General features: G+C 54.3%; 19 protein-coding genes and 5 pseudogenes. 8 read left to right on the top strand and 16 right to left on the bottom strand.

The features are described 5' to 3' along the window. Positions 1 to 424: 424 nt before the first annotated feature. From J8I82_RS35580 to J8I82_RS35570, 3 genes and pseudogenes are all read left to right on the top strand, one after another. Positions 425 to 1,469 (top strand): annotated as a pseudogene (locus J8I82_RS35580) (IS630 family transposase). Positions 1,470 to 2,567: 1,098 nt separating this feature from the next. After that, positions 2,568 to 3,680, top strand: coding sequence for an ABC transporter substrate-binding protein (locus J8I82_RS35575; protein ID WP_209764829.1), 1,113 nt, complete (start codon positions 2,568 to 2,570; stop codon positions 3,678 to 3,680). Beyond that, complete coding sequence (locus J8I82_RS35570; RefSeq protein ID WP_209764827.1) at positions 3,680 to 5,488, top strand: PAS domain S-box protein; 1,809 nt, start codon at positions 3,680 to 3,682, stop codon at positions 5,486 to 5,488. The genes J8I82_RS35575 and J8I82_RS35570 overlap by 1 nt, the downstream gene beginning before the upstream one ends. Before the next feature lie 122 nt (positions 5,489 to 5,610). On the opposite strand, the gene J8I82_RS35565 is transcribed toward J8I82_RS35570, so the two are convergent. Then, positions 5,611 to 5,817 carry a hypothetical protein gene (locus J8I82_RS35565; protein WP_209764825.1) on the bottom strand — a complete coding sequence of 69 codons (207 nt, stop codon included), beginning with the start codon at positions 5,815 to 5,817 and terminating at the stop codon, positions 5,611 to 5,613. Continuing rightward, positions 5,814 to 6,020 (bottom strand): annotated as a pseudogene (locus tag J8I82_RS38790) (ATP-binding protein); the annotation flags it as partial. The pseudogene J8I82_RS38790 and the gene J8I82_RS35565, both read right to left, overlap by 4 nt. A 225-nt stretch (positions 6,021 to 6,245) precedes the next feature. Here J8I82_RS38790 and J8I82_RS39485 point away from each other — a divergent pair. The 3 genes and pseudogenes from J8I82_RS39485 to istB form a co-directional block, all read left to right on the top strand. Next, positions 6,246 to 6,593, top strand: a pseudogene (locus tag J8I82_RS39485) (site-specific integrase); the annotation flags it as partial. Positions 6,594 to 6,630: 37 nt separating this feature from the next. Continuing rightward, positions 6,631 to 7,482 (top strand): Mu transposase domain-containing protein, encoded by an 852-nt coding sequence (locus J8I82_RS39480; RefSeq protein ID WP_284183251.1) that lies wholly within the window; start codon positions 6,631 to 6,633, stop codon positions 7,480 to 7,482. Between the two features lie 14 nt (positions 7,483 to 7,496). Next, positions 7,497 to 8,255 carry an IS21-like element helper ATPase IstB gene (gene istB / locus J8I82_RS35550; RefSeq protein ID WP_209764823.1) on the top strand — a complete coding sequence of 253 codons (759 nt, stop codon included), beginning with the start codon at positions 7,497 to 7,499 and terminating at the stop codon, positions 8,253 to 8,255. A 511-nt stretch (positions 8,256 to 8,766) separates the two neighbouring features. Here istB and J8I82_RS35545 read toward each other — a convergent pair. The 11 genes and pseudogenes from J8I82_RS35545 to nodB form a co-directional block, all read right to left on the bottom strand. Next, positions 8,767 to 9,129 (bottom strand): TniB family NTP-binding protein, encoded by a 363-nt coding sequence (locus J8I82_RS35545; RefSeq protein WP_245180523.1) that lies wholly within the window; start codon positions 9,127 to 9,129, stop codon positions 8,767 to 8,769. Between the two features lie 928 nt (positions 9,130 to 10,057). After that, a pseudogene (locus J8I82_RS38780) lies at positions 10,058 to 10,252 on the bottom strand (IS4 family transposase); the annotation flags it as partial. Positions 10,253 to 10,439: 187 nt separating this feature from the next. Further along, the gene (gene cysC, locus J8I82_RS35540) at positions 10,440 to 11,039 is read right to left on the bottom strand and encodes an adenylyl-sulfate kinase (protein ID WP_209764812.1); all 600 of its coding nucleotides are present in this window, start codon (positions 11,037 to 11,039) and stop codon (positions 10,440 to 10,442) included. A gap of 168 nt (positions 11,040 to 11,207) precedes the next feature. After that, on the bottom strand, positions 11,208 to 12,986 hold the full coding sequence (gene nodU / locus J8I82_RS35535) for a nodulation protein NodU (protein ID WP_280908703.1): 1,779 nt from the start codon (positions 12,984 to 12,986) through the stop codon (positions 11,208 to 11,210). After that, positions 12,916 to 13,521: a nodulation methyltransferase NodS gene (gene nodS / locus J8I82_RS35530; RefSeq protein WP_280908702.1), complete on the bottom strand. Its 606-nt coding sequence runs from the start codon at positions 13,519 to 13,521 to the stop codon at positions 12,916 to 12,918. The genes nodU and nodS overlap by 71 nt, the downstream gene beginning before the upstream one ends. A 114-nt stretch (positions 13,522 to 13,635) precedes the next feature. Beyond that, a complete protein-coding gene (locus J8I82_RS35525; RefSeq protein ID WP_209764808.1) occupies positions 13,636 to 14,226 on the bottom strand; it encodes a NodA family N-acyltransferase in 591 nt (196 codons plus the stop codon). Between the two features lie 195 nt (positions 14,227 to 14,421). Further along, positions 14,422 to 15,153: a sulfotransferase gene (locus J8I82_RS35520; RefSeq protein ID WP_209764806.1), complete on the bottom strand. Its 732-nt coding sequence runs from the start codon at positions 15,151 to 15,153 to the stop codon at positions 14,422 to 14,424. A gap of 60 nt (positions 15,154 to 15,213) precedes the next feature. Continuing rightward, on the bottom strand, positions 15,214 to 16,002 hold the full coding sequence (locus J8I82_RS35515; protein ID WP_209764804.1) for an ABC transporter permease: 789 nt from the start codon (positions 16,000 to 16,002) through the stop codon (positions 15,214 to 15,216). Continuing rightward, positions 16,002 to 16,919, bottom strand: a complete 918-nt coding sequence (gene nodI, locus J8I82_RS35510) for a nodulation factor ABC transporter ATP-binding protein NodI (RefSeq protein ID WP_209764802.1) — start codon at positions 16,917 to 16,919, stop codon at positions 16,002 to 16,004. Before nodI ends, J8I82_RS35515 begins: the two co-directional genes overlap by 1 nt. A 53-nt stretch (positions 16,920 to 16,972) precedes the next feature. Beyond that, a complete protein-coding gene (nodC, locus tag J8I82_RS35505) occupies positions 16,973 to 18,328 on the bottom strand; it encodes a chitooligosaccharide synthase NodC (RefSeq protein ID WP_209764800.1) in 1,356 nt (451 codons plus the stop codon). Between the two features lie 372 nt (positions 18,329 to 18,700). Continuing rightward, entirely contained in the window at positions 18,701 to 19,381 is a 681-nt protein-coding gene (gene nodB / locus J8I82_RS35500; protein WP_209764798.1) for a chitooligosaccharide deacetylase NodB, read from the bottom strand. A 256-nt stretch (positions 19,382 to 19,637) separates the two neighbouring features. Here nodB and J8I82_RS35495 point away from each other — a divergent pair, with 256 nt between their 5' ends. Next, on the top strand, positions 19,638 to 20,567 hold the full coding sequence (locus tag J8I82_RS35495) for a LysR family transcriptional regulator (protein WP_209764790.1): 930 nt from the start codon (positions 19,638 to 19,640) through the stop codon (positions 20,565 to 20,567). Between the two features lie 330 nt (positions 20,568 to 20,897). Continuing rightward, positions 20,898 to 22,544, top strand: a complete 1,647-nt coding sequence (gene nifA, locus J8I82_RS35490; RefSeq protein ID WP_209764788.1) for a nif-specific transcriptional activator NifA — start codon at positions 20,898 to 20,900, stop codon at positions 22,542 to 22,544. A 625-nt stretch (positions 22,545 to 23,169) separates the two neighbouring features. On the opposite strand, the pseudogene J8I82_RS35485 reads toward nifA, so the two are convergent. From J8I82_RS35485 to J8I82_RS35475, 3 genes and pseudogenes are all read right to left on the bottom strand, one after another. Next, a pseudogene (locus tag J8I82_RS35485) lies at positions 23,170 to 23,377 on the bottom strand (IS3 family transposase); the annotation flags it as partial. 142 nt (positions 23,378 to 23,519) lie between these two features. Then, positions 23,520 to 23,741 (bottom strand): group II intron maturase-specific domain-containing protein, encoded by a 222-nt coding sequence (locus J8I82_RS39780; RefSeq protein ID WP_431831609.1) that lies wholly within the window; start codon positions 23,739 to 23,741, stop codon positions 23,520 to 23,522. Positions 23,742 to 23,909: 168 nt separating this feature from the next. After that, on the bottom strand, positions 23,910 to 24,190 hold a 281-nt coding region (locus J8I82_RS35475), incomplete at its 5' end, for a reverse transcriptase domain-containing protein (RefSeq protein WP_245180521.1).

Here is a 24,190-nt window from a genome sequence, read left to right as displayed (position 1 = left end):
CCAGCGACAGCTTCCAGCTCTTGTCGCCTAGTTCGAAGGCGATGTACAGCCAGCCGGTGATCGTCGTATCCTGCCCGCGAAGGGCTGTGTCAGGCGCGTTCATCTGCGTGCTCCTTGAGAAACGAGACTCCGAATCCTCGTTTTACTCCAGGGGGCTTACTTCCGCGGCCCTTCATAGTATCTAGGTAACAGGTAGGTCAAATTAAGATGTTATTTCGCCTGCACCGCTCTATGTATTTTATAATGCACTTCGGAACGACCGCTGCCCCAGAAATCACGCTAAGGCGCTAGAGAATCTGCTCTACCTGGGCGCAAATGATCTTGCAGCCCGAGGGGATGACCCGAAGTGGTAGCAATGGGTGATGATACTGCGCGCTACGACTAGTCCAATGCGTCATTGAAAAAGCACCCCATTCGTGGTTAGATCAGGTGCATGGGAAAAATGAATCTGACCGAGCTCGAGCGAGAACAACTGTTGGCGGCTACTCGCAGCCGAACCATTCGGGCAGCCGACGCGCGCCGAGCCAGGCTGATCCTGATGCTTGAAGACGGCGAGTCGCGCGACGCGATCATTGAGCGGCTGGGGTGCGACTCGCGTTTCATATCGCGTTGGTCGAATCGGTTTCTGGCCGAGCGACTGTCCGGCTTGTACGCGCGCCACCCTGGGCGAGCGCCGCTGCAGCCGCCCGAGAAGCTTGAGGCGCGCATGCTGAACTACACGCTCAAACGCAAGCCTGCGGATGGGTCCACGCATTGGAGTAGCTACAGGCAACGTGTCGGTCACGGCTGTGCAGCGCATCTGGCGCAGACATGGCGTGCGCCCGCATCGATTGGACAAGCACATGATCTCCAATGATCCGGACTTCGAGATCAAGGCCGCGGACGTGATCGGGCTGTACCTGAACCCGCCCGCGCATGCGGTGGTGTTCTGCGTGGACGAGAAGACCGCAATTCAAGCCTTGGATCGCAAGGACCGGATGTTGCCGCTGTCGCCGGGGCGCGCCGAGAGTCATGGCTTTGAATACAAACGTAACGGCACGCTCAGCTTGTTTGCCGCACTCAATACAGCAACCGGAGAGGCGATCGGCAAGACTGCGCCACTCCATACCAGTGAGCCGTTTGTGGCCTTCCTCACTGACGTTGTGACCAGTCAGCCACCGGAGCAAGAAATCCATGTCATCTGCGATAACGTGAGCAGTCACAAGACAGAGCGCGTGCGCGACTTCCTCAGCGAACACCCCAACGTTCACATGCACCATACGCCGACCTACACGTCCTGGCTCAATCAGGTCGAGAACTGGTTTGCGCGCATTCAGCGCGATGTGATCGCACGAGGCGTCCTCACTTCGGTGAAGGACTTGGATCGCAAGCTGATGCGCTATATCCGTCAACACAACGAGAATCCCAAGCCAATCAAGTGGAAGTACGATGATCCATCGCGGCGAATTCGCCCGGTGCCAATTCAATGACGCAGTGGACTAGTACATTCGAGAATGTCGGGTTGGTGACGACGCTGGCAAGAGCAACTCTTCTCCTGTGGAGGTGACCCACGTGTGCACCATGCCTGAAACGCGTCCATCAAGCATTGTCTCCCGTCAACAAACGGTTAACCTGTCCTAGCTGGGTCGCTGCTGTGAGGATCCGGCCAAGGAGTCCGCCAGCCGAGACGATCTGCAAATGGATCACCCAAGCGGATCGCGATTCCGATTTCCTGGCCTGATGACAGCCGAACAGCGGGGACCAGCGTGGCTAAGCCGCGAGAACCGGCAGGTCAAAGTGAATAGGGAGATACTTGCGAAGACCTCGCCCGGTTTGCCCAGGGGAAACCGACACACTGCCCAATAAGGTACAGGTTCATGACTCGCTCAAACCAGGATCGCTATCCGTTGTCCAACATGGCGCCTAAGGTCTCGCGCAGTGTCCTGCTTGGAAGGAACGCTCACGCCGCGTGTGACGCCCTTGCACGCGCACATCCATAAAATTCACTTCCGCTCGCCAAGTACATATGGGATACCACGAGTGCGCGCGCCACGTATGTGCCGATACGCACACTTCGATCAAGGCGACGCATATGCCGAGCGCTGGCGGGTTTTGCCACTCGGTTGTCGTCATCGATATCTACGGCCGCCACATCGTAGGCTGCGCCACGGGTAGTCAACTGCGCGCACTGATGTTGCAAGCGCTGGATATTGCGTTCGTGCGTAGTGACTCACCGCGCAGATCAAGGCTGCCGAATACACTTCTATTGCCTTCGGGCGATGTTGTGGAGAGGCCTATGTTGAGGCTTCGATGGGATCGGATGGTCCGTGAGACTACACCGAGGGCTGATACAACCCACGTCGCCTGCACGACGCCCTGGGCTATCACTCCCCGAAGGAATTTTAAAAAACCACCCGTCGGTATCATCGATTCGGAGCGCTATACCGGGCATCTAGCGCCCTGTCACAAGGAGACAACCCATCAACATAATTAAAATTCAGATCTGTTCCATGAAACGACGTGACTCCGCCTCCTATCTATATTAATAAGTCGAACAACTAGCGTTTGATAGCGCAGCAAACTGCCAAATGAATCGTCGAGCAACTCTTCGCGCTTGCACATACTTCAGCCTAATGGGCATACTGAAGCCAAATTATGCGTTAAGCCCTCGCTCGCCTCGTGTGGTTTTCCTTAACCCTGGTGAAGCTGTTCAGCGTGGCACTGGGAAACATTGGCAGTTGGTTTCGAAATTCATGGCCATGGCTGCAAGAACATTTGATATAGAGCTAGAAATCCTTTACGCGGAGCGCGATCATTTACTCATGCAACGTCAGGCTGAAGAAGTTGCTCGACGTAGTGAGCCACCTGATTACGTGGTTATTGTTAACGAGAAAATGGCGGCACAGCAGATGCTTATATCGCTCGCACGGTCGCCTGCCAAGATTTTTGTTATTCACAACGATCTAACGCCAGAGCAGCGCCGCGGAGTTGGAAATGAGCGGGAGCGCTTTCCAAATTGGATAGGTACGCTAACTGCGAACGCCGAACTTGGAGGTTATCGCCTGATGCAATTTCTACATCAAAAGGTTCATCAACCTGAAATCAATGTGATCGGAATAACCGGAGACCCCAATACACCCGTTTCCCTGGAACGAGCGGCAGGGGTCGCAGCATATCTGGCTCACATACCTAACGCACGTATTTGTCAATTGGCATTTAGCGACTGGAGCTATGCTGATAGCAACCAAAAGGCACGCGTACTGCTCGCCCGGTATCCGGGAGCCAATGTAATCTGGGCTGCCAATGACACCATGGCACTTGGCGCATTGGAGGCAGCCAAGGTAAGCAATTCTCGTGTTGTGGTAGGCGGAATGGGAGCATTGCAGGAGGCACTCACTAGTGTCGCCGACGGCGGCCTGACGGCCATCGTGGCAGGAGACTATTTTGTGGGTGCCTTTGCCATGGTAATGCTCTATGACTACCACTGGGGTAAAGACTTCTCAACCTCTGAAGGTTCTCGCTTGAAGCTGGACTATCTAAGCATTGTTCACCGCAAAAATGCTAGCCGATTCGCTGACGTCGTTTTTAGGACGGAGGAGACTCTCGACTTCGGACTCTACTCAAAGCACCTCCACCCGCGTACTGTTGTCTACGATTTCAATCCGGAATATCTGTTCAAAACCATGGCCAAGAAGTTGTGATGCATCTGCTACCAAGGTTTGCTCTCGCCTCGGTGAGTCTGCATACCAAGTTAATGCTTGCGCTACTTGTACTTGTCGCTACGGTCGCAGGAGCTTCTGCTTATGCTTTGTTCGAACAAGAACGTAACCGGCGACTTGTCGAACTAGGTGAGCGTGCCACAAGAATAGCTGACCTTTTTAGTCAGTCACTTGCTTTGCCGTTGTGGAACATCGATGTCAGCGCTATCCAAAGTCAGCTCGCCGCGCTTGCGCCGAATCCAGAGGTCGCGGAATTTACAGTGACGGCTGAGCGCTACGGTGAGGTATCAAGCGTAAAAAATGTCCGTCAGTTAAGACCCGGTGAAGCCGTGGTACGTATAAGGCCGATAGAATATGGCCCGCCCGGAAACGCGCCTCGAGAGAAGATCGGTGAGATCCGCGTTGTCCTAACTAAAGCGGTAGCTCAGCAGGCAATCAACCGCGCGCGCCAAGGTATTCTCGCAATCATGGCGGCTGTCGTTGTCTTGCTCTACGCTGCAACGTTCCTTTTACTCAAAAGAATGGTTCGCACTCCAATTAATCGCTTGGAAGATGTGGTCGACCGAATCGCCGGCGGAGATCTCAATGCCACTTGCGCAGTCGAATCTGATGATGAATTAGGACGACTCGCCATGCGCTTCAATATAATGGCTGATCGCCTTCGTGTGTCGACGCTACTACTACGTGAAAGTGAAAGGAAATATCGTAGCATCGTCGAAAACGCCGTTGAGGGTATTTTTTTGCTTGATCAGGAAGGGAATCTGTCTGAGGTCAATCCAGCTATGGCACAACTTTTCGGATATGACAATGCGGCTGACCTGATTAAAAAAAATCCAGATGAAAATCCATTTAATCCCTGCTGGACGAAAACGCTCTTTGAGATGCTGCGCGCAAACGGTGAAATCCTCGGCCTCGAACTGCAGATGAGCCGCCTTGATGGCACTCCTATTTGGGTTCAATTGAATGCGCGTGGCCTCGTAGGAGACGACGGCAGGCTCGGCTACCTCGAAGGCCTGATGACCGATGTTACTGCTCGCAAAGACGCCTTAGAAAACCTAAAGCGTCAGCGCGATCAACTCGAACTGGAGGTGAGAGAACGTCAACGCACCGAGCTCGAACTGTTGGCATCGCGCGAACAACTACAACGGCTGTCGGCGCATCAAGAGGTCATTAGGGAGGAGGAAAGAAAGTACATAGCAATGGAAATTCACGATGAACTCGGCCAACTTCTCACCGCTCTCAAAATTGATGTCTCACTACTGAGAATGCAATTGTCGACGAATGCTGCGGCAATTCACAAGGCCAATGAGATGCGCGAGCTCGTTGATAAGACCATAAGAATCGTTCGCAATGTGGTTAGCAACCTTCGTCCAACAGCACTGAATTATGGCTTAGCTTCGGCTTTGGAATGGCTCGCTGCTGATTTTAGCCGCCATACTCAGATTCTTTGTCATTTCGAAGCAGAGCGTCCCGAACCAAGTCTGTCCGACACACGCGCGACCGCGGTTTTTCGTATCGTTCAAGAATCGCTGACCAATGTGGCCCGTCACGCTAACGCATCACGGGTAGATGTCACCCTTGCCCACACCGAATCGGGCATCGAACTTGCTATCAGGGACGACGGGCAAGGTTTCGACATTGTTTCGGCGCGGGCTGGCTCTTCCTATGGCCTTCAGGGGATGGCCGAACGGGCTCGGCTGATCGATGCAGAACTGGAGATCGACAGTGAGCCAGGATGCGGAGCAGTCATCCGACTCCGCATTCGACAAGACTCCATCGATTCGCGCTGACATTTTCTTTGACCAAGCGCAACTGTTGACGGCGGTGTAAAAGCGACAGTAAATGGCGGCGTATGGTTGGGTAACCAAGGGGCCGCATGCGGCCCCTTGCAGTTTGGGAGGGCCGGTGCTGGTTAGAACGGATCGTCGAGGCCTTTCTCGGGGGGCGAGCGCTGCTCACTCAGCAGGTCATGCAGCGCGAGCTGGTAGTGCGCGCAGATCCGCTCGCGTAGATCGTCGATGAGTTCGACGACGGCGAGCGCCTGCTCAGCGGACCAGTTGTCTGGGATCAGGAAGTCGAGCCCGTGGGTGATGCCTGAGGGCAGATGCGGACGCGTCATGATGGCTTTCTCTCCGCCCGGGCCGCACTGCGTTTCTTTGCTCGCTGATCGGCTCGCTCACGCGCTTCCTTGACGCGATACGACTCGCCCTCGATTGCGATGACTTCGGCACGATGCACGAGCCGGTCAACCAGCGAGACGACACAGGCGGCGTTCGGGAACACCTCGGACCACTCGGCGAACGGCCGGTTCGTATAAGTTATTTGGAATTGAATCTGTGCTCCGGTAGGCCAATTCTTATGTTGGCTGGTGCGCAGAACATATTGAAACAGATCACGCAGGGTTATCCACGGGGCCGCCGCCCGCTTCTCTGTAGCGGGAGGCGAGCGGCCCGGTGGGTAACCCGTGCCCAGGGCGATTCGCTCTGCGCGCCTGTTCCGAATCGTCGTTTGATGGCGAAGTAGCATTCGTTTCGCGAGGAGCAGATCATGGCTGCAGATGGTTCTACGGTCGAACCTGTCTGGGAACGGTATCCGCTGATTGCCTCGAACTGTTGCGCTCGACGCTGGATACAGAGTTGCGTGATGCTCGGCCTGGCCAAGAATACGATCGCGGCCTACATGTATGCGATAGAGGGATTCCTTCGCTTTGCTCTGAGCCACTCCGTCGATCTACGCAGCGTGTCGCACGAAACTATCGCACAGTATGTTGGCGAACTGCGGACTCAGCCGAGGCGAGCGAATGCGAATGTGGTGCGCATCGACTCAGGCGGTTTCCTGTCGAACGCAACGCTGCAACAACGGATCACCGCAGTCCGACTGCTGTTCGAGTTTCTTGTTGACGAGGGACTGGTCAGAACCAATCCGGTAAGCCGTGGCCGGCGACCTGGCCAGGCATTACGGCGTCGCGATCATCCCGGCCCGCAAATATCGCCCCCGCGACAAGGCCAAGGTCGAGCAGTCGGTATTGCTGGCCCAACGCTGGATCCTGGCCAAGCTGCGCAACCGCCGGCTGTTCAGCCTTGAGGAGGCGAACCGGGAGATCGCCGCACTGGTCATCGAGATGAACGACAAGCCGTTCAAGAAGCTGCCCGGCTGCCGCCGTAGCGCCTTCGAGGAGCTGGACCGCCCAATGCTCAAACCGCTGCCGGCGCAGCCCTATCAGTTTGCCGAGTGGAAGCTCGCCCGCGCGGGCATCGACTACCACGTAGAACTGGCAGGGCACTTCTACTCCGTGCCGTATAGCCACGCGCGCGAGCAGGTCGACGTGCGCTACACCAAGGGGACCGTCGAGATCTTCCACCGGGGCCAGCGCATCGCGGCGCATGCTCGTTGTGATCGGCGCGGTCATCACACCACGATCGACGCGCACATGCCGCCAAACCACCGGGCGGCCACCACCGAGTGGAACCCACAAAGGTTGCTGCGCTGGGCCAGTGAGATCGGCCCGCACACCGCCGCAGTGATCGAACACCTGCTGGGTAGTCGGCAGCATCCGCAGCAAGTCTACCGCACTTGCCTGGGGGTGCTGCGCATGGCCAAGGACTACGGGCACGAGCGGCTGGAGTCCGCCTGCTGCCGCGCCATCGATCTGAAGGCGCCGAGCTATCGCTTCATCGCCTCGACACTGAAGAACGGTCTGGAGAGCAAGGCCGAGGCGGCCACGGCACAGACCGAACTGCCGCTCATGCACGCCAACCTGCGCGGGCCGTCCTACTACCACTGAAAGGAACGAATATCGTGTTGCACCACCCAACCGTTGAAAAGCTGAACGCGCTTCGCCTGTTCGGCATGGCTACGGCACTTGCCGAGCAACAATCGCAGGTCAGCATCGAGCAGCTCGGCTTCGAAGAGCGTCTCGGGCTGCTCGTCGAACGCGAAAGCAGTGAGCGCCAGTCACGCATGTTCTCGGCTCGGCTGCGGCGCGCAAAACTTCGCTTCGCCGACGCCGTGCCCGAGGACATCAACTACCGCGCTGCCCGCGGACTGGACCGGGCGCTGCTGGCCCGCCTGTTGACCGGGGAATGGATCCGGGGACACCAGAACGTGATCCTGATCGGCAAGACAGGCTTGGGCAAGAGCTGGCTGGCGTGCGCCTTGGCCAACCAGGCTTGCCGACAGGGCTACTCCGTAGGCTACTTGCGTATGCCGAAGTTCAGCGAGGAGATGGCCATCGTACACGGCAGCGGGCGCTTCGCGAAGCTGCTGGCCCAATGGGCCAAAACCGACATTCTGGTCCTGGATGACTTTGCGATGGCGCCTCTTGCCGACCAGGCGCGCCGTGATCTGCTTGAACTGCTGGATGATCGGCACGGCTCGCGCTCGACAATCGTGACCAGCCAAATTCCTATCGAAAACTGGCACGGCGCGATTGGCGATCCTACGCTGGCCGATGCCATCCTTGACCGGCTCGTCCACAACGCCCATCGCTTCTCTCTGGATGGAGAATCGATGCGCAAGAACCAAAATAAATTGACCGACAAACGCGAGTCGGAGTAAAAACGCACAACCCTGCATCCCACGCTCGAGGCTGGTCGGATTCATGTGGAATCGCGGGTCGGCTTCGCGTGGAACGGCTGGTCGGATTCCGTGGAATACGCACTTTGGCCGCTACGCCCCTCATTCAAGCCGCAATCCGCACCGTTGGCAAGCACTGCCATGCCGGCTCGTGCGGAGTTCGCGGGCATCTATGATGACGATGATGTTCACGCGGTCGCGGTCAGCGGATTGCCGGTCCCGCGGGTCGGGAATGACAAGCGGAGGCAAATACGCCGTATATAGCACCCATAGGATTTGCCCACCTGATAATTTGCCATTCCCATTCCCATTCCCATTCCCATTCCCATTCGCGTTAGTGAACGGTTTCTCGTCGGGGCGTTTTCCCCGAATCGGATTGCAAGGAGATTAAGCTCAGGGCATCGATCTTGGCGCGTTGTGCCGGCCCGGCGGGTTCAAGCTGCCATCGCCATGTGCGATCGGGAGTGGGGCCCGAGTTGCTCCAAGAAATCACCTACTTTCCGTAACCTGGGTCCCGTTGCTGGCTCAGCACCTCGCGACTCAGATTCTCGAGCACGTTGAGCCTCGCTGCTGCGTTGAACGGCGCGCCAAGCTCAAACAGGAGCGATGTATAGAAGCGGCTCTGGTCGGGCGTCGGTGGCATCTGCATAGACACAACCTTCCGGTGCTCCACGCCTGCTATTTCGTCTGGATGGCGCCGTGCGAATTTCGCGATGATCTGGGTCTTCCCGATGTTCGAGTCGCCATACAGCAGCACGCACGGCATACGCTGCCGTGGAGGAGTCTTCACCAACCAGTCCAAGACCTTGAACGCCTGTGTTGCGCGCGGATAGTCGATCCATCGATCGCGGGCCAAGGCAAGAATGCGAACATTGTCGTCGCTCTTTGCTAAACGGCAGACGTCCGGATCGCCCGTTCGCCGGAAAAGTTGAGGTCTGCTCTGCTCTTCCCCGTCTGTCGGCAGATCTACGCTTCTCTGCTGCCCCTTTATGAGGCTGCGCTGCGCGGCGATCGCCCGGGATCAGGGCCACGAGCGGTTCGTGCAGGGCGCTGTGCAGGATCGTCGAGTAGGTTCTATTCGCCTGCGATGCTTAGCGGCGGCATGGCGCGTGCCACCGGAAGAATGGCCCGGATGACGAAGATCCATCCCAGCGCGTTTCTCGCAACAGGCTGCTGGCTTCGATCGTGTGAGCCGCCAAGCATTTCCGGCTCGGTGTTTAGCGAGCAAGCGTGCCGACTGCAGAATCAGGAAATCCTTTTTTATTATCAGTATTTTCTGATTTTTAAGGAACTATCGAATTGATGGGTTAAATATTGTCAAATCGGTACTACATCTTTTCGAGAGGCCGCATAATGTCGTTGTCATGATGTTCGCTTTCCTGACGCTAGAGCCTTGCCGAAACGAATGTCCCGAAAGGCGCCACTGGCATCTCAATGCCGACCGCTTCATCTAACCATCGTGAGCTTCATGGTCCCACAACAAACAGATCTCCGAAACGGCGGGCACTCCGTTTCCTACAAAGAAATTACGGCTGCCGCCGAATTTGAAATTCGCAGATTGATGGCACTACCGGTTTCCGATTCGATGGAGCGTTGGCGCAACGTAGCATGGGCTTATGGCGTCCAGCTTGGTTGGGAAAAACTCACCCAACGACGACGCTGCCGGCGGGATGACGAACGGCTGCACCGCCTTACTCGGATGCATGAACCGGGCTAGCGGGGAATCTCGCGCCAACCTCGCCGCGTACAGGCTGAGGGCCCGACGCTCTTGAGTGTCGGCACCGAAGGTTGCGGTTGTGTTGGCTGCGGATGAGCCAGTCGGCCGGTTGGTCAAGTTTCTGGGCGCGCGACATCAGCTCGGCAATATCACCCTCGCGGTCCGTCACATAGACCAGCCGTGTCTGGGTCAATAGCGCGCCTTGCTCCGCAACGCGTTCATACCCTTCAATCCAGCGTACGCTTTCCTTTATCCCGCCGCGGATCACCAAGATCCAGACTCTCAAATTCCTCGTCCACCCATGCCCCCAACTCGTTGCCCATTGCTGCCCGAAAATCCGAGAGTACGCGAATCTGCCGATGCTTACAACCCCTTGCCTCGGAATCTACGCAGCCTCAGGCATCAGACCTCGCCGAGAAGGTGGTTGTAGTTCTGTATAACGAGATGGATTAAGGTTGCTCAAGCCAGTTCAATACAATGTCGGCGCCTTCATTAATAGACCTTGAGCAAGTGTCTATGAAGACGTCCGGGGCTGTCGGCTTTTCATACGGAGAGTCGATACCCGGGAAATGCTGAATTGCCCCCCGTCTCGCAAGCCGATATAGTCCTTTGGGATCACGAGCCTCGACCGCGGCCAAAGATGCATGGACGTGAATTTCGGCGAAGATGTGGTTGCCTGCGATAGTCTTGGCTAGCTCTCGATCGCCGCGGAACGGTGAGATGAGGCACACCAGAACCACAAGGCCAGCGTCAGCCATCAATTTTGCAACTTCCGCAACACGCCGTACGTTCTCATGTCGATCCGCGACGCTAAAGCCAAGGTTTTTGCACAAACCAAGTCTGACCGAATCACCATCGAGAATGTAGGTGAGCGTCCCTGATGCATGAAGACGCGTCTCGACCCTGTCGGCGATCGCAGATTTTCCAGCACCGGATAGACCCGTGAACCAGAGAATGGCCGGCTTTTGGCTGAGCAACCGCGACCTCGATTCAGGAGAAACGTGGAAGCCGTGCATATAAAGATGTGAGGTCGGCGCCTCATTAGTCATATTGGTCTAGTTAATTGAGTTGGAATAGTTGATGCTGTTCGATGGTATGCGCACTTAAAAGCATTGTGACGGGAGTTCCGTGTGCCTGACTAGGGAGTTAGGCGTCATGGATATCAGTGGGCAAGGTTCTCGATTGGTCGAGTCCACCGTACCGAGTTGAACTGGTTGTCAACCCTTGATGGCTGGGCCAACGCCACTTTCGTTTCTAAATAGAAACCCATCGCACCATACTTGTTCGACGCCTCCCCATTCACAGGCTGAAGCAGCGTCCGGAAAGAAGCCTCTTCCGTGGTGGTTTGCGCTGGTGTTGCATAGCAATGGAATATTCGTGATTTTTTCGTACTCGACGAGTAACTGCGCCACGGGATGCAGAGAGTCCCGTCGAATCGTTTGCAATCGAGCAGACCCGTCGAGATGCACGACGGCAGGAATTTTGTCCCGCCATTCCACGCGTGTTTGATGGTCAAACAACATGTAGGGATCTGGAGTACCGGGATCGAAGATGAGTTGTGCACGGTCTTCAAGGCATATTGGCGCCACGGGACGGAAGTGTTCTCGCAGTTTGATGTCGTTGAGGAAATTCTTCACTGTCGGCGAAGTCGGGGCAGCCAAGATGCTTCTGCCACCCAATGCCCGCGGCCCTAATTCTGCGCGACCAGAAAGGAAAATAACGGGTTTATTATCGGCTAGTAAATGAGCGAGTTGCGCAATGGAACAGCGAGATGCAGTCCATCCAGGGGGAATTTGGCCAAATTTCACGGATGGGCCGCTATAGACAGACCATTCTAGCGGTATGAAGCCCTTGTCCTCAGCCATTGCACAGCACGCAGCGCCAATCGCTGATCCACTATCGTTCGGAAACGGTGGGACCCAGATCGCGGAGAAAAGGCCGCTCTCCCGCAATGCGCTGTTCCATTTGATGTTGAGCCCGCATCCACCGGCAATACACAAATTCTGGGGCCCTTGAGTAAAATGGCGTTCGAGTGCCATTTTTATTTCACGTACAAGAAGACGTTCAAGAAAGACATGAAAAGACCTGAGCACGTTCTCGTGTGGCTTTGATGTCAGTCGCATCATACTTGCTTCGAAGAAATCGCGTACCGCTGCGAGTGCAAACTCCGGGATATGGATATTCTCCCGATAATATCGTGCAAGCTTTGTGTCACCAGCGAAGCGCTCCTGGTAAAGCCCCTGGAATACGCTGATTACGTGTTCGTCGACGGATCCCAGAGCGATGTACGCCATAAGCTTGCCGGCCACTCCAAGGTCCCATGCCGCGCCGCCCGCTTTCTTGTATGGTCCAAAGTGATGACCTGCTCCTGCGTATATGTGACCTACGATGGGAAACAAGCAGTCAACCAGGTGTGCTTCATGACGCTTAACTTGATATAGCCGCGGGATGATGCCTCCATCCCATACTAAGCAGAGCGCTGGCTGATTATCCTGCGCGAACGGGCTGCTACAGTATGCGGATGCTACGTGACCGGAAACATGAGGATAGCTCTTATACGGATACGACTTGCCACCGATCAGTAGTCCAGTGTAGTGAAATGAATCGAGAAGCTTATCGGGGCGACGTTCCGTATACGGAGCCGCTTTAAGGCTAATAGCATGCGCGCCGCTAAAAACTTGAAAGTGCGATTCCACTTCGCCGTCCCAACCATCGATGACGAAATGATCAATATCTTCGGCACACAAGCCGTGTTCAGACAATGCGGACACAATGGTGTCAAGGTTGTCGATTTTCTGATATCGACGATTGTTATCTCGCTTTTCTTGCTCGATGGAAAAAAGTAGTTTTCCATTTTCGACAACTGCGATTGCTCCATCGTGCGTCAGTTTGACTCCGCAGATTCGCATAATAAACACTCCGCCATTAACACGGGTAAATTTGTTTATGTGATGAGAACGTCGTTTTGCGGAATCGCGCGAGTAGGCAATCTTCATTGGGTGATTGACCGACGCATTCCACGCGTTCTATTTCTGTCAGTTCCTCTCTCAGTAAGGCCAGGACCGTTTCTGCACCTGCAACGTGTCCCCATCGCTGACAATTTGCGTCACGTGCCGACCCGAATACCAATTGGCCGTTGGACGCCAGCATCCGTGAAAGATTTCGGATGGCGGTGCGTGCCTCCGCGAGGTCGCTAAGATAATAAAAAACCTCCGCAACTACAATAAGATCGAATTTATCCTGGGTCGAGAAATTCTTAACGTCCGCTAATACCCAAACCGCATTCGCTGGTTGCTTAAGGCGTTCGCGTGTTCTTGCAATCGCCTGCGGAATCACGTCAATGACCGTGAGCCGTTGACAATAGGGCGCCAATTTCTCCGTGAACGCCCCCCCCGCGCATCCGACTTCCAGCGCGTTGGTGATCGGCCCCCCGGCGAGTGACAATCGAAGCATTTGCCAGTGACGCTCAAGTTCAAACGGATTACTGTCAAGTTGCCAAGGGTCGTCTGAATCCAACTCACGACGCAGCAATTCGAAATTCTTTACATGAGTCAATTTTACCTACCTACCTTGCTTGATGGATATGAAACAGAATGCGAGGTGGCCAACCGAGTCAGACGGATTCCAGAGGCAACCGAGGAGGTCTCATAGCGCTGGGCCGTTGCGCTCAATCGTGGTGCCAACCGGCCACTCACACAACGAGCTGCCAATTGGCAAAACTACTGCAAGCACTTCCTCTATACGGGTTGGAGGCAAGTCTAGATGAATGTTTGCTAGCGTTGATCGTGCCCGAGCGCCCTCCAAGATTGTTCCCATTCCATGTCGGAACAATCTCGCGAAGTGATTCTTCAACGCGTACCGAACTGTACCGAACGCAAACGGGACGCGAAGCTCTTCCAGCACTGGATACATAGCGCGAATTGAATGACTGATTCCGAGCCCTTCCAGATCCGGACGCACTCCATATAAACCCAGTTCTGCTACAAGAACATCCACTCCACCCACCTTGATGAAACGACGCAGGGAGCCCATGTGAGCTGCTACACCTTGTGAATCATAGGCGATGGCGCGGAGTTCGGGGCGTGCTCCGGCCCAGCTTCGACCGCCTTCGAAGGGTTTTGCGTTAAAGGCTCCGGTCGGCCCATACGTCCTTCGGAAAAAATCAGCCAATTGGATATGATCCGAAAGCTGAAGATCATTTTCCCAACACAATTTCCATTGAATTTTTGAGGACATGAAAGTCACAATTAGTTGGAATTCTTGCCACGCTTACCAATGGGAATTAGGATTCACATTAGCAAGCGATATGCGTCGGTCCTATCAATATGAAGGAGTCGAAATTATAATGATCAATCGTTACATAGCAGACTCTTTTTAATTGTAACGAACTGCAAATCCCATCCATGGAATAGCGCTTTGCATTCTTATGGGTTAAAAGAACTTTTCGTAACAACCGCCGGAAAAGTGTCGTTTTAATTCCGAGAAGTTGAGCACCGTTTCTTCTAGCGGTCTCATTTCCTGACGCTGAAGGACGTTGCGTCGCGGCCGTTGGTGCGCTGATGTTCCGAGGAACGCACAAACCGACTGCAGGCATGCGTTGGAATCGCCAAGCAGATTCTCATACTCAATGGTAAGAATATTTTCCGACAGAAAGCCGTCCCAAACTTGGTGGTGAAAATCGTCAGCAGCTTTGAAATAGGCCTCGCAGACTTCGATCTTCAAGGTAACCTGCGGAGGAGTGCCTAGGTCGGCATCCGCGTCGAATTTGAGCCATTGACCACTCTGCCTTGCCTGCGCCAGCGATCGCAATGACTCCAATGTATTCCTGCGAAGCATGAGTATAGCCTGGAGGCGTGGCCATCGAATCAACTCTTCAAAGAACCCAGGTCGCTCCTGAAATTGGGGCTGGTTGATCTTGCATCCGACGTGCGTCACTTCTATCTTTCCCGCGCCGGGAAAGTTAAGATAGGCTAGCTCTAGCAGCTCGCGATCGCCACGTAGCAAACGCTTTCGGTCAGGCCATTTCATGTCGTATGGATTGAGCAACTCCCCATTGCTCAAGACATTCGGATGTTCGTTGAGCAGTTCTTCTAGATAATGCGTGCCCGTTCTAGGCATCCCGAGGATTACAAACGACCTCGTTGTCGACACGGGATTAGTCATGGCGTGTAAATAGCGGAATTGGTGACATATAGCTCCAACTCAAGTAGATCGTCGTCGGCGTCAAGACATAAGACGTCGACGAACCAACGAAGTGGAGAACAAGTATGGCAATGCTACGAAGCCGGATAGCGTAGCCACGTGCAGGCCGACGTCAGCGGCCGGACGTGAAAGCATGGCTGGCCGGATAAGTTCAACGGCATGTGTCAGCGGTAGAAAGTGAGCCGCAAATTGGAACGTACCAGGAAGTTGACTCGTTGGGAAAATCACACCGCTTAGAAACAGCATAGGTGTAAGAACGAGCGTTTGGTAGAAGACAAAGTAATCATAACTTGGCGCTATGGCGATGATTACCATAGCGATACTCGCAAAGGCGAGGCCGGTCAGGATAATGATCGGAATAACGAAAAGCACACTCGAAAATGTTGAATAGCCTAACATTGTGGTAACTACGAAAACCGCAGTGCCGGCCAATAAGGATTTGGTCGCTGCCCAGGTCATTTCGCCCAAAACGATGTCCCCAACCGTGAGTTTCGTACACAGAACGGCTTCCCACATGCGCTGGGTGTGCATGCGAGAAAAAGCCGCATAGATTGTCTCGACGGTCGCAGAGGTCATGGCGCTTGTGGCAACCATTCCGGCTGCCAAGTATGCAACATACGATGTACCATCTACGCGATCTACGAGAAATCCGACACCGAAACCCAGACCGAACATGTATATCATCGGGTCCGCAAGATTCCCTAGAACCGAGACGATTGCGGACTTCTTCCACGCTAGATAATTGCGTCGCCATACAGTCCACCAAGTCAATGCATCTGACGGTAAATTCATCAGGAAATTTTCGTACATTACGAATCCTTTATTTCATGTCCCGTTAGCCGTAAGAAGACGTCTTCTAAATTTGCGGGGCGCTGCAGAACGCGCAGACCAGCATGATCGAGCAACGGCGCGCGTGCTTTTTCTAGATCAGATGCATAGCAAAACAGAGCCTCCCCGCTTACTACGGCGCGTGATACATGAGGCGCGAGCAATGAATGCAAGTCGTGTGGGTTGCCACCATATATCTCCATAACGTGGCCACCGATTTGCTGCTCAATTAACTCATTTGGGCTGCCTTCGGTTATGCTGCGTCCCTTTTCGATGACGCAGAGCCGATCGCACAAGCGCTCCGCCTCTTCCATGAAGTGCGTAGTGAGAAGAATCGTTTTTCCTCGTGCTAACAGTAAGCGGAGGCGCTCCCAAATCAGGTGGCGCGCATGTGGATCCAGGCCAGTCGAGGGCTCATCCATCACTAGCAATTGGGGGTCATTGATTAGTGCACGCGCGATAGTTAGCCGACGTTTCATGCCGCCCGACAATTCGCTCACGCGCGCTTTGGCCTTGCTTTCAAGATGCGCGAACTCAAGCAGCGATGGGATTGCCGCGTCAATCTCGGCTGTGCTCATGCCAAAGTAGCGTCCGAATATCAACAGATTCTCTTGCACCGTGAACCCGGGTTCAAGGTTGTCGAATTGGGGAACCACGCCTATACGAGCTCTTGCTAGGCGAGCGCGCGTCGGTATTGATTCGCCGAGGACGGTGATTGTTCCAGCATCAGGCTGTGCCATGCCGAGGACCATGCGCGCGACCGTACTTTTACCGGCACCGTTAGGTCCTAATAGGCCAAAGCATTCGCCAGAATTAACACGGAACGATAGTCCATTGACGACAGAATTGTTTCCATACGATTTTCTGACGTTCGTGAACGTGATCGGTGTAGGGGACATTGTCGGTTGAGATGTTTATTTTCCTCGAAAGGAGGTTGACGTATTATCCCGAGCTAAGCGTCAGTTGCTACGGATGCATTTCCAGATGAGTCATATGAATTCGGCGCACACGCGCGACTATTATGATTAAATTGCGCCGCGGTGCTATTCGAGTCAGCGTTACTAGTTGCGGTGGGCTGCTCCGGCAGACTAATGTGCTTCCTTTGGTCTTTCGATGTGCCCAACGCGCCCTCTCGGGACAGCCAGTCACTGTTACTCAGTGTAAATAGTGCATAGATCTTTACTGGAATCAGGAGCAGAATATTGATAACTGTGTGCATGGCGAATCCAAGAAATCGAAGTTGGCGAGCTCGAATCGCAGCTACTGTGGAGCGAACGACGGCCATTGAAGCGATGACGAGGAATGGCTGCCAAGGTGTAGTGTTCGTCACGGCCAGCTGGATCATTCCAGTGATTGTGGACACGGCAAGCAGTAGTGCTCCGACGTTTTGCGCAACGACATCCAGCGTTAGGTAGCCATCAAGTCGGGGTAATAGGCGTAGTGCTAGCAGCGTGTCGCGATAAGTACTGCGGGCCCAGCGCAGTTGTTGTCGTAAGTACGGCCAAAGCTTGTCGGGTACAACGGTGGCCGCAATTGCACCTGGAACATACTCCGTTCGGTAGCCTGCCGATAGCATGAGAATTGTTAGATGGCGGTCCTCACCGAAATCGCTTCGCTTTCCTCGGAACAACTGTGTTTCATACTGGTCCAGGAGCGAAAGTAGCGCAGAGCGTCGGTATATTGCACATGGACCGCAACAGCACATAACTGCGCCGAAGCGGGCCTGAGCGGCACGCTCTTCGTTGCAGGCGAGCCAATATTCCATATCGATCAGTCGGGTTAACCACGTATCGTTGCGATTGCTGGCCGTCAATTGGCCCATTGCGGCGCCGACATTTACATCACTCATTGTTAATGCGAGCTTTCTAACGGCGTCCGGAGCCAACGTGGTATCCGAGTCGACGTTAAGTATGAGTTCTCCGGAGGAGGAGCGTATTGCGGCGACCTGTGCCTTGCGCTTTCCCAGATTTCGAGGAAGGAGAAGAAAGTTGAATCGCGCATCGTGCCCGTACTCGCGGTACACCATCTTCAAGGTGTCTCGGTTGGAAGAGCCATCATCGACAACGTAGACTTTTAACGCCCCGGCGTATTCCTGAGTCGCGATCGAAGCGAGACATGCCCGGAGTGTGGCAGGATCTTCGTTGAAGCACGGCACGACGATATCGACGTCCGGGAGACCCGAGCCCTTTGGATTGATTTGGGCGGCATCGACGCGCAAACTATGGATAACCTGCGCACTTTTATAGATCGTCGAAAGTAGCGCATACATTAACGCGGATGTCGTGCTAATTATGGCAGGTATGTTCATCTAGGTCGGTTTGTTAGGGGGGGCGTTTGAAAATGATCAGATTGCAAGCCTGCCATGATTCATGGAATTTGAATCAGGCTCAAAGCGCGATTTGTTGAAATCAACTAACTGTACCGATTAAGACATAACCCGCCTCGTCTTAATCGAGGGCGCGTTGATTTATAATCATGCTAATATGCATAATTATTGTAGCAACCTATACAATTGAGCTCGAGTCAGGAGCGATGGAAAGGTGAATCAGAAACGGCTGCTTCTCGTGTCATCATTTCCTTACGCGTCGGTTCACTGCAGCCCACATTGGAGAATTTTCTAATCTATCTATATGAGGCCATCTGGTAGCATGTCCAGCAGTTCGATAGGGTCGATCTATAGCTACGGGCAGATATTGGAATTTCTGGGTCGCGACGGAGGAAGTGAACTGATTATGAAGCCTCGTTCTTGCAATGCCGGAATTAGACGCATCAATGCTATGACTGTCTGCGCGCGGGATGCAGCGCAAGCTTGGGAGTCGGACACCCCAAGTGGACTTCCGTCATGCATGAGCACAATCGATCCTGGCCGAACGGACGTCAGCACAGCATCGACAATTGCGTCAACGCCTGGGCAAGACCAATCTCGCGGGTCGACGGACCAGTGAAGCGCCGTTAGGCCTGCGTTTTCCACTTCGGCGATGACTTCTTTTGTCCATTCTCCGTACGGTGCACGAAAGTACCGCAATGGTACGTCAGGGCACAAATTCTCAATTATTTCGTTCGTTTTCAATATTTCTCGCCGAACGAAATGCGGTTCGCATTTCGATAGATTCTGATGGGTTGTCGTGTGGTTGGCGACCTCATGGCCTTCAGCTATCATCCGCGCTAGCAACTCCGGATGGTCCGCCGCGCGGTTTCCCAGAACGCAGAACGTCGCCAAAACTCCGTGCTGCGCCAAAACGTCCAGGATTTTGGGTGTCCATACGGAGCTTGGTCCGTCATCAAATGTAAGGAAAACCTTACGATGTTGAGGGGGATCGCCGCATTCGAAAACTTCAGATAAGTAAGAGGAGCGCTTCACTTTTTTCAGTCCACTTTAGAAACAGGCTACCGATAAGGCACAGGCTATTTCCACTCGTCGCACCGAGCAAGCTCCTAGAGCGTGTGCGCAACGGGAAATCGCAATGCTGAGGCCAGCAGAGACCTAATCCAGGGTATGTCAAAGAAATTTGATCTCACTATGTCTCCAATTCCGTTGCCATAACTTTGCGCGAGGACAATTGATTTGTACAATCGATTGTTTCGATGTCTCTCATCCGAACGGTGGATGTTTCAATATGCGCTTCAAAGGTCTAGATCTCAATCTTCTCGTCGCGTTGGATGCACTGATGACGCAGCGCAGTCTCACAGCCGCGGCGAGCAGCGTCAATTTGAGCCAGCCTGCCATGAGCGCGGCGGTTTCGAGGTTGCGTTGCTATTTCGGTGATGACTTGTTCGTGATGAGGGGGCGGGAGTTCGTCCCGACTGCCCGAGCAATGGAACTCGCTGAGCCGGTTCGGGAAGCGCTAGCGCACATCCAGCTTTCGATCATTTCACGGGACGTGTTTCAGCCAGAGAAGTCGAATCGACGCTTCAGGGTCTGTCTTTCTGACTTCATGACGCTTGTGTATTTTCGCGACGTCATAAAGCGGGTCGCGCATGAAGCCCCTTCAGTGAGCTTCGAGCTACTATTCCCTGATGACGAGCCTGGTGAATTGCTCCGGCGAGGCGATGCCGATTTCCTTATCCTTCCGGAGTTATTGTTGAGCGATACTTATCCAAAAGCTCCTCTTTTTGAGGAGAGGTTTGTGTGTGTCGGGTGTCCGACGAACAAGCAGCTAACGCAGCGGCTTTCGCTTGACAAGTACATGTCCATGGGACACGTGACGGTGAGGTTCGGGCGTGCGCGTAGGCCATCAATCGAAGAGTTCTTCTTACTCGAACTCGGTCTCAAGAGACGCGAAGATATTATCCTACCGACTTTTGAGCTGATTCCTTCGATGTTGTCGCGCACCAACCGTATCGCAACAATTCCGTCGCGCTTGGCAATGTATTTCGCAGGCGTAGCGCCCTTGCGAATCATCGAGGTACCTTTGCCTCTGTCTACGTTCACTGAAGCCATCCAGTGGCCTGCGCAGCATAATGGTGACCCTGCGAGTATCTGGCTTCGCGAACTTTTATTGAATGAGGCGAAGAACCAGAAAATCGTTGGACGTAGCTCTGTCTGATCAGCGCCGCTAAATGGAAGCAGTTTTTGTTCCTGTTTCGCTCCTATGTTGTCGGTATCAAGCAGTAATGACCTTACAGTGGACGAAATCGACACAAATTTGTCGCAGCGCGTACGGATTTTTAGGTTAGCATGATAGGGCGCACGGAGGCGTGTTTCGGTCATTGTCGAACTTATTCGACACTCCGAACGATGATTTGTTCGTTTTGTCAGAATTGTCTGGCGTGCACTCAGTTGAGGTTTTTTAAATTACCGTCGTCGACATTTCGACTGCATCATGTCTAGTCGCATTTTCGATTGGGTTGACGAGCTATCTCGGGAGCATAAATCAATGCCGCAGTTTCATGCCAACGAGAATCCTAACGATTTCGGTTTAGTGTACGAGGTTATAAAGATGCTTGTTTCGTCGCGGAATACCGAGCAGACGTTGGATAGATCCCTGCGGCATCTGTCGTATACGCTAGGCTGGCGCTCCGCGTTTATCGCTGTGGCGGAGCCGGATGGGCATCTTGCCAGTCTTTGTTATACGGGGCTGCCGGAAGGATGGGGAGAGCGTGTGCGTTTTCTATCCGGGGAGGGGATCGTCGGGCGGATACACACGAGCGACTCACCCATGCTCGTCTCAGAGGTGCATGATGAGCCGGTTTTCAAGGATATCGTAAGGAGAGCCGGTGGCTTTGACGGGAAACACGTCGCTCTACTTGGAACACCAATCCGGCACGAAGGCAGGCCGCTCGGCGTCCTTATCGCATTCTGCGAGAGACCGGATGAGAAGCACGGTTTCGCTAGCGAACTCCAGCTCATGGAGGTTGTCGCTGCGCCAATGGCTCAGGCACTCCTGCTTGATCGCGATGCGAAGCGCACGCGCGAGGTCTCGCAGCAGGAGCTCAGTCGGCCCCAGATCGCTACTCTTCCTTTGTATCAGATCGATAACGTGGTAGGTGGATCTGCCTCTATGCAGCGGATATTTGCGCAGGTCCACAAGGTGGCATCAGCGAAAACAACGGTTTTGTTGCGCGGAGAGAGTGGCACTGGCAAAGAGTTGATCGCGCGTGCTATCTACCGTCTGTCGCCCCGCAAGGAGCAACCGTTTATCTCGGTGAACTGCGCGGCGCTAACAGAAACGCTACTGGAAAGCGAGTTGTTTGGCCATGAAAAGGGGGCATTCACGGGGGCACAATCTCAGCGGAAGGGTCGGTTTGAACTCGCGCACGGCGGGACACTTTTCCTCGACGAGATCGGCGATATTTCCCCGTCTTTCCAGGCGAAGCTATTACGCGTTTTGCAGGAGCGGGAGTTCGAAAGAGTCGGCGGCACGACGCCGGTGAGAACTGACGTAAGGCTTATTGTTGCCACAAACCGCAATCTCGAAAGTATGGTGAAGGGCGGCGAGTTTCGCTCGGACCTATATTATCGTATCAACGTGGTAAATATTGTGTTGCCGCCGCTGCGCGAGCGACGCGAAGATATTCCGGCGATGGCCCAGTATTTTCTTGATCACTTTAACCGCGAGAACGGTCGTTCGCTGCACTTCAGCGATGAAGCGATGCAAGTACTGTCAAGTTGCTATTGGCCAGGCAATGTGCGCGAGTTGGAAAACTGTGTTGAAAGGACCGCGACGATGTCGTGCGATAATACGATAGATCGATTTTCATTCCTCTGTGAGATGGACCAGTGTTTGACCCAGGAATTGCACCACATCGAACGCGAAGATGCAGTACGTCCCGCACGCACATCAGACTGTACTGCGAGTGAGGTACCGAATTTTCCAACACGCGTCGCTGCTGGCGGCCTCAATGGCGGTGTGAGCGAGGTCTCGTCGGTTGGTGATAGGCCAGAGGGTAAGCGCGAACGTCTCGTCTGGGCAATGGAGCGCTCTGGGTGGGTACAGGCGAAGGCCGCGCGGCTCTTGGGAATCACCCCGCGGCAGATCGGCTATGCATTGCGCAAGCACGGGATCACGATACGTCGCTTCTGACCCGGCTTTTAAGGCAACGCGCTTACGCCATGGATAAATTGTGTCTTCTTCAGTCGAGCGGCATTTATAGCGGCTTCGTGGACTATGGTGGAAATCAGTTCAGGCGAGAGTTGCGGCCCCAGACATATTCTACCAATTGCGGTTCGTAAGTACGAGGCAGAATGTCCCTGTACCGACTCGCCGTTTTAGATGCGATGAGCTTTGGCGTTGCGGCGATTGTCGCTCTTGCCTTGCCGGCCGATGGTGCGTCATTTCGGGGCAAGCATACGCTCGATCAACTTCTGATCCGGAATTGTTATAACAATGCAAGAGTATGGCGGAATTGCCGGTGTTGATTGTCGGCTAGGTAGACAACGTCAACCGCGGGATCGTTGACACCATATGGGCTAGTTCAAGCGAGCGGGCATGGGCTGCTCCGCCGCTCGGGATCGGAGATTTTTGCCCTGGATATACAGCGTAAGATCGGAGACCGCTCTGCGCATTTTCCGCTGTGTTTCGCGCGTCCGCTCAGGCGGTAAAGATTTGCCTTAACGTCCCAAACAACTGTACGTTTCCGTTCACGACAAGTTCGTTGCGACGTCGTTACTGATGTTGCCCCTGTTTGGTGTAGCTCTTAGGTCTCGGGTTATGCGGCCTTTATGCGCTGTGCCGCATGCCAGCGTTGTTCGTATTGCATAGGGCTGAGGTAACCCAGCGTGGAATGAAGCCGTCGGTGATTATAGAAGGCTATCCAGTCGAGCACTGCGTCCATGGCCTCGCGCCGGGTGGCGAAGTTTCTTCCGTGCAAACTGGCAGTCTTGAGCCGTCCCCCAGAAGCTCTCGGTCGGCGCATTGTGTCGAGTAGCGCAGAGGAATCTCACCGCCACGCTCTCACAGATCCGGACGTGAATCTCTCGATTCATCCGGCTCCTATCGTTCAACCTCCCTCCAATGACCAATGCGGGAACAGGCCCGGCTGGCGAGCTCTGACGCCGTTCAGCCATGTCCACGCTCGCGCTTTGCGGCCGTGAAGGGTTTTGTATTTCCGTTGCGCCCAGTGCACCAGCGCGTAATCGATTGCGCGTAGGACACATTGATAAGCACAGACCGGTGAAACCGCCCATAGTACTGAATCCAGCCGCGCAGGATCGGACAAGTTTTGTCCGCCAGCTCGTTGAGTCCAAAATCGTAGCGCCTTAGCCAACCACGCCGACGCATATCTTGCCGCATCGCCGTCGCAGCCTTGTTGCTAACCGCTGGAGTAAAGCTTGCAAACAATTTCCCCATTCGGTTCAGTGCGCTTCGCACCCTGAATGTGTAGCCCAGGAAATCGAACTGACAGATCGGATAGGTTCCTCGTCTGTTTGCATCCTTGCAGTACACGATCTAGGTTTTCTCTGGATGAAGCTCCAGCAAGCATTCCGCCATCCGCGCCTCCAGTTCCTGCTTGAGTGAACGCGCATGCGTTTCACTTTGGCAGTGACAGATGGCATCGTCAGCATAGCGCTCGAAGGGAACTTCCGGATGGTGTTTCTGCATCCACCGATCAAACACGTAATGCAGGAACAAATTCGCGAGTATTGGGCTGACTACGCCGCCTACAATGTTGCATATTTTCCAGTCCCTCGTCTGAGTCGTTCGAATTTTCGTTGCTTGGAGCCGGCGGC

Source organism: Cupriavidus consociatus (genome assembly GCF_017814975.1).
Classification (GTDB): Bacteria; Pseudomonadota; Gammaproteobacteria; order Burkholderiales; family Burkholderiaceae; genus Cupriavidus; species Cupriavidus consociatus.
The sequence above is the reverse complement of the archived record's forward strand: the minus strand, read 5'-3'. Positions and strand labels throughout refer to the sequence as shown.

What these genes read in the sequence shown, in the direction of transcription:
- J8I82_RS35575 (WP_209764829.1), top strand. Translation starts at nt 2,568, where the DNA reads ATGAATCGTCGAGCAACTCTTCGCGCTTGCACATACTTCAGCCTAATG.
- J8I82_RS35570 (WP_209764827.1), top strand. Translation starts at nt 3,680, where the DNA reads ATGCATCTGCTACCAAGGTTTGCTCTCGCCTCGGTGAGTCTGCATACC.
- J8I82_RS35565 (WP_209764825.1), bottom strand. Translation starts at nt 5,817, where the DNA reads ATGACGCGTCCGCATCTGCCCTCAGGCATCACCCACGGGCTCGACTTC.
- cysC (WP_209764812.1), bottom strand. Translation starts at nt 11,039, where the DNA reads ATGACTAATGAGGCGCCGACCTCACATCTTTATATGCACGGCTTCCAC.
- nodU (WP_280908703.1), bottom strand. Translation starts at nt 12,986, where the DNA reads ATGAAGATTGCCTACTCGCGCGATTCCGCAAAACGACGTTCTCATCAC.
- J8I82_RS35525 (WP_209764808.1), bottom strand. Translation starts at nt 14,226, where the DNA reads ATGTCCTCAAAAATTCAATGGAAATTGTGTTGGGAAAATGATCTTCAG.
- J8I82_RS35520 (WP_209764806.1), bottom strand. Translation starts at nt 15,153, where the DNA reads ATGACTAATCCCGTGTCGACAACGAGGTCGTTTGTAATCCTCGGGATG.
- J8I82_RS35515 (WP_209764804.1), bottom strand. Translation starts at nt 16,002, where the DNA reads ATGTACGAAAATTTCCTGATGAATTTACCGTCAGATGCATTGACTTGG.
- nodI (WP_209764802.1), bottom strand. Translation starts at nt 16,919, where the DNA reads ATGTCCCCTACACCGATCACGTTCACGAACGTCAGAAAATCGTATGGA.
- nodC (WP_209764800.1), bottom strand. Translation starts at nt 18,328, where the DNA reads ATGAACATACCTGCCATAATTAGCACGACATCCGCGTTAATGTATGCG.
- J8I82_RS35495 (WP_209764790.1), top strand. Translation starts at nt 19,638, where the DNA reads ATGCGCTTCAAAGGTCTAGATCTCAATCTTCTCGTCGCGTTGGATGCA.
- nifA (WP_209764788.1), top strand. Translation starts at nt 20,898, where the DNA reads ATGCCGCAGTTTCATGCCAACGAGAATCCTAACGATTTCGGTTTAGTG.
- J8I82_RS39780 (WP_431831609.1), bottom strand. Translation starts at nt 23,741, where the DNA reads ATGCGTCGGCGTGGTTGGCTAAGGCGCTACGATTTTGGACTCAACGAG.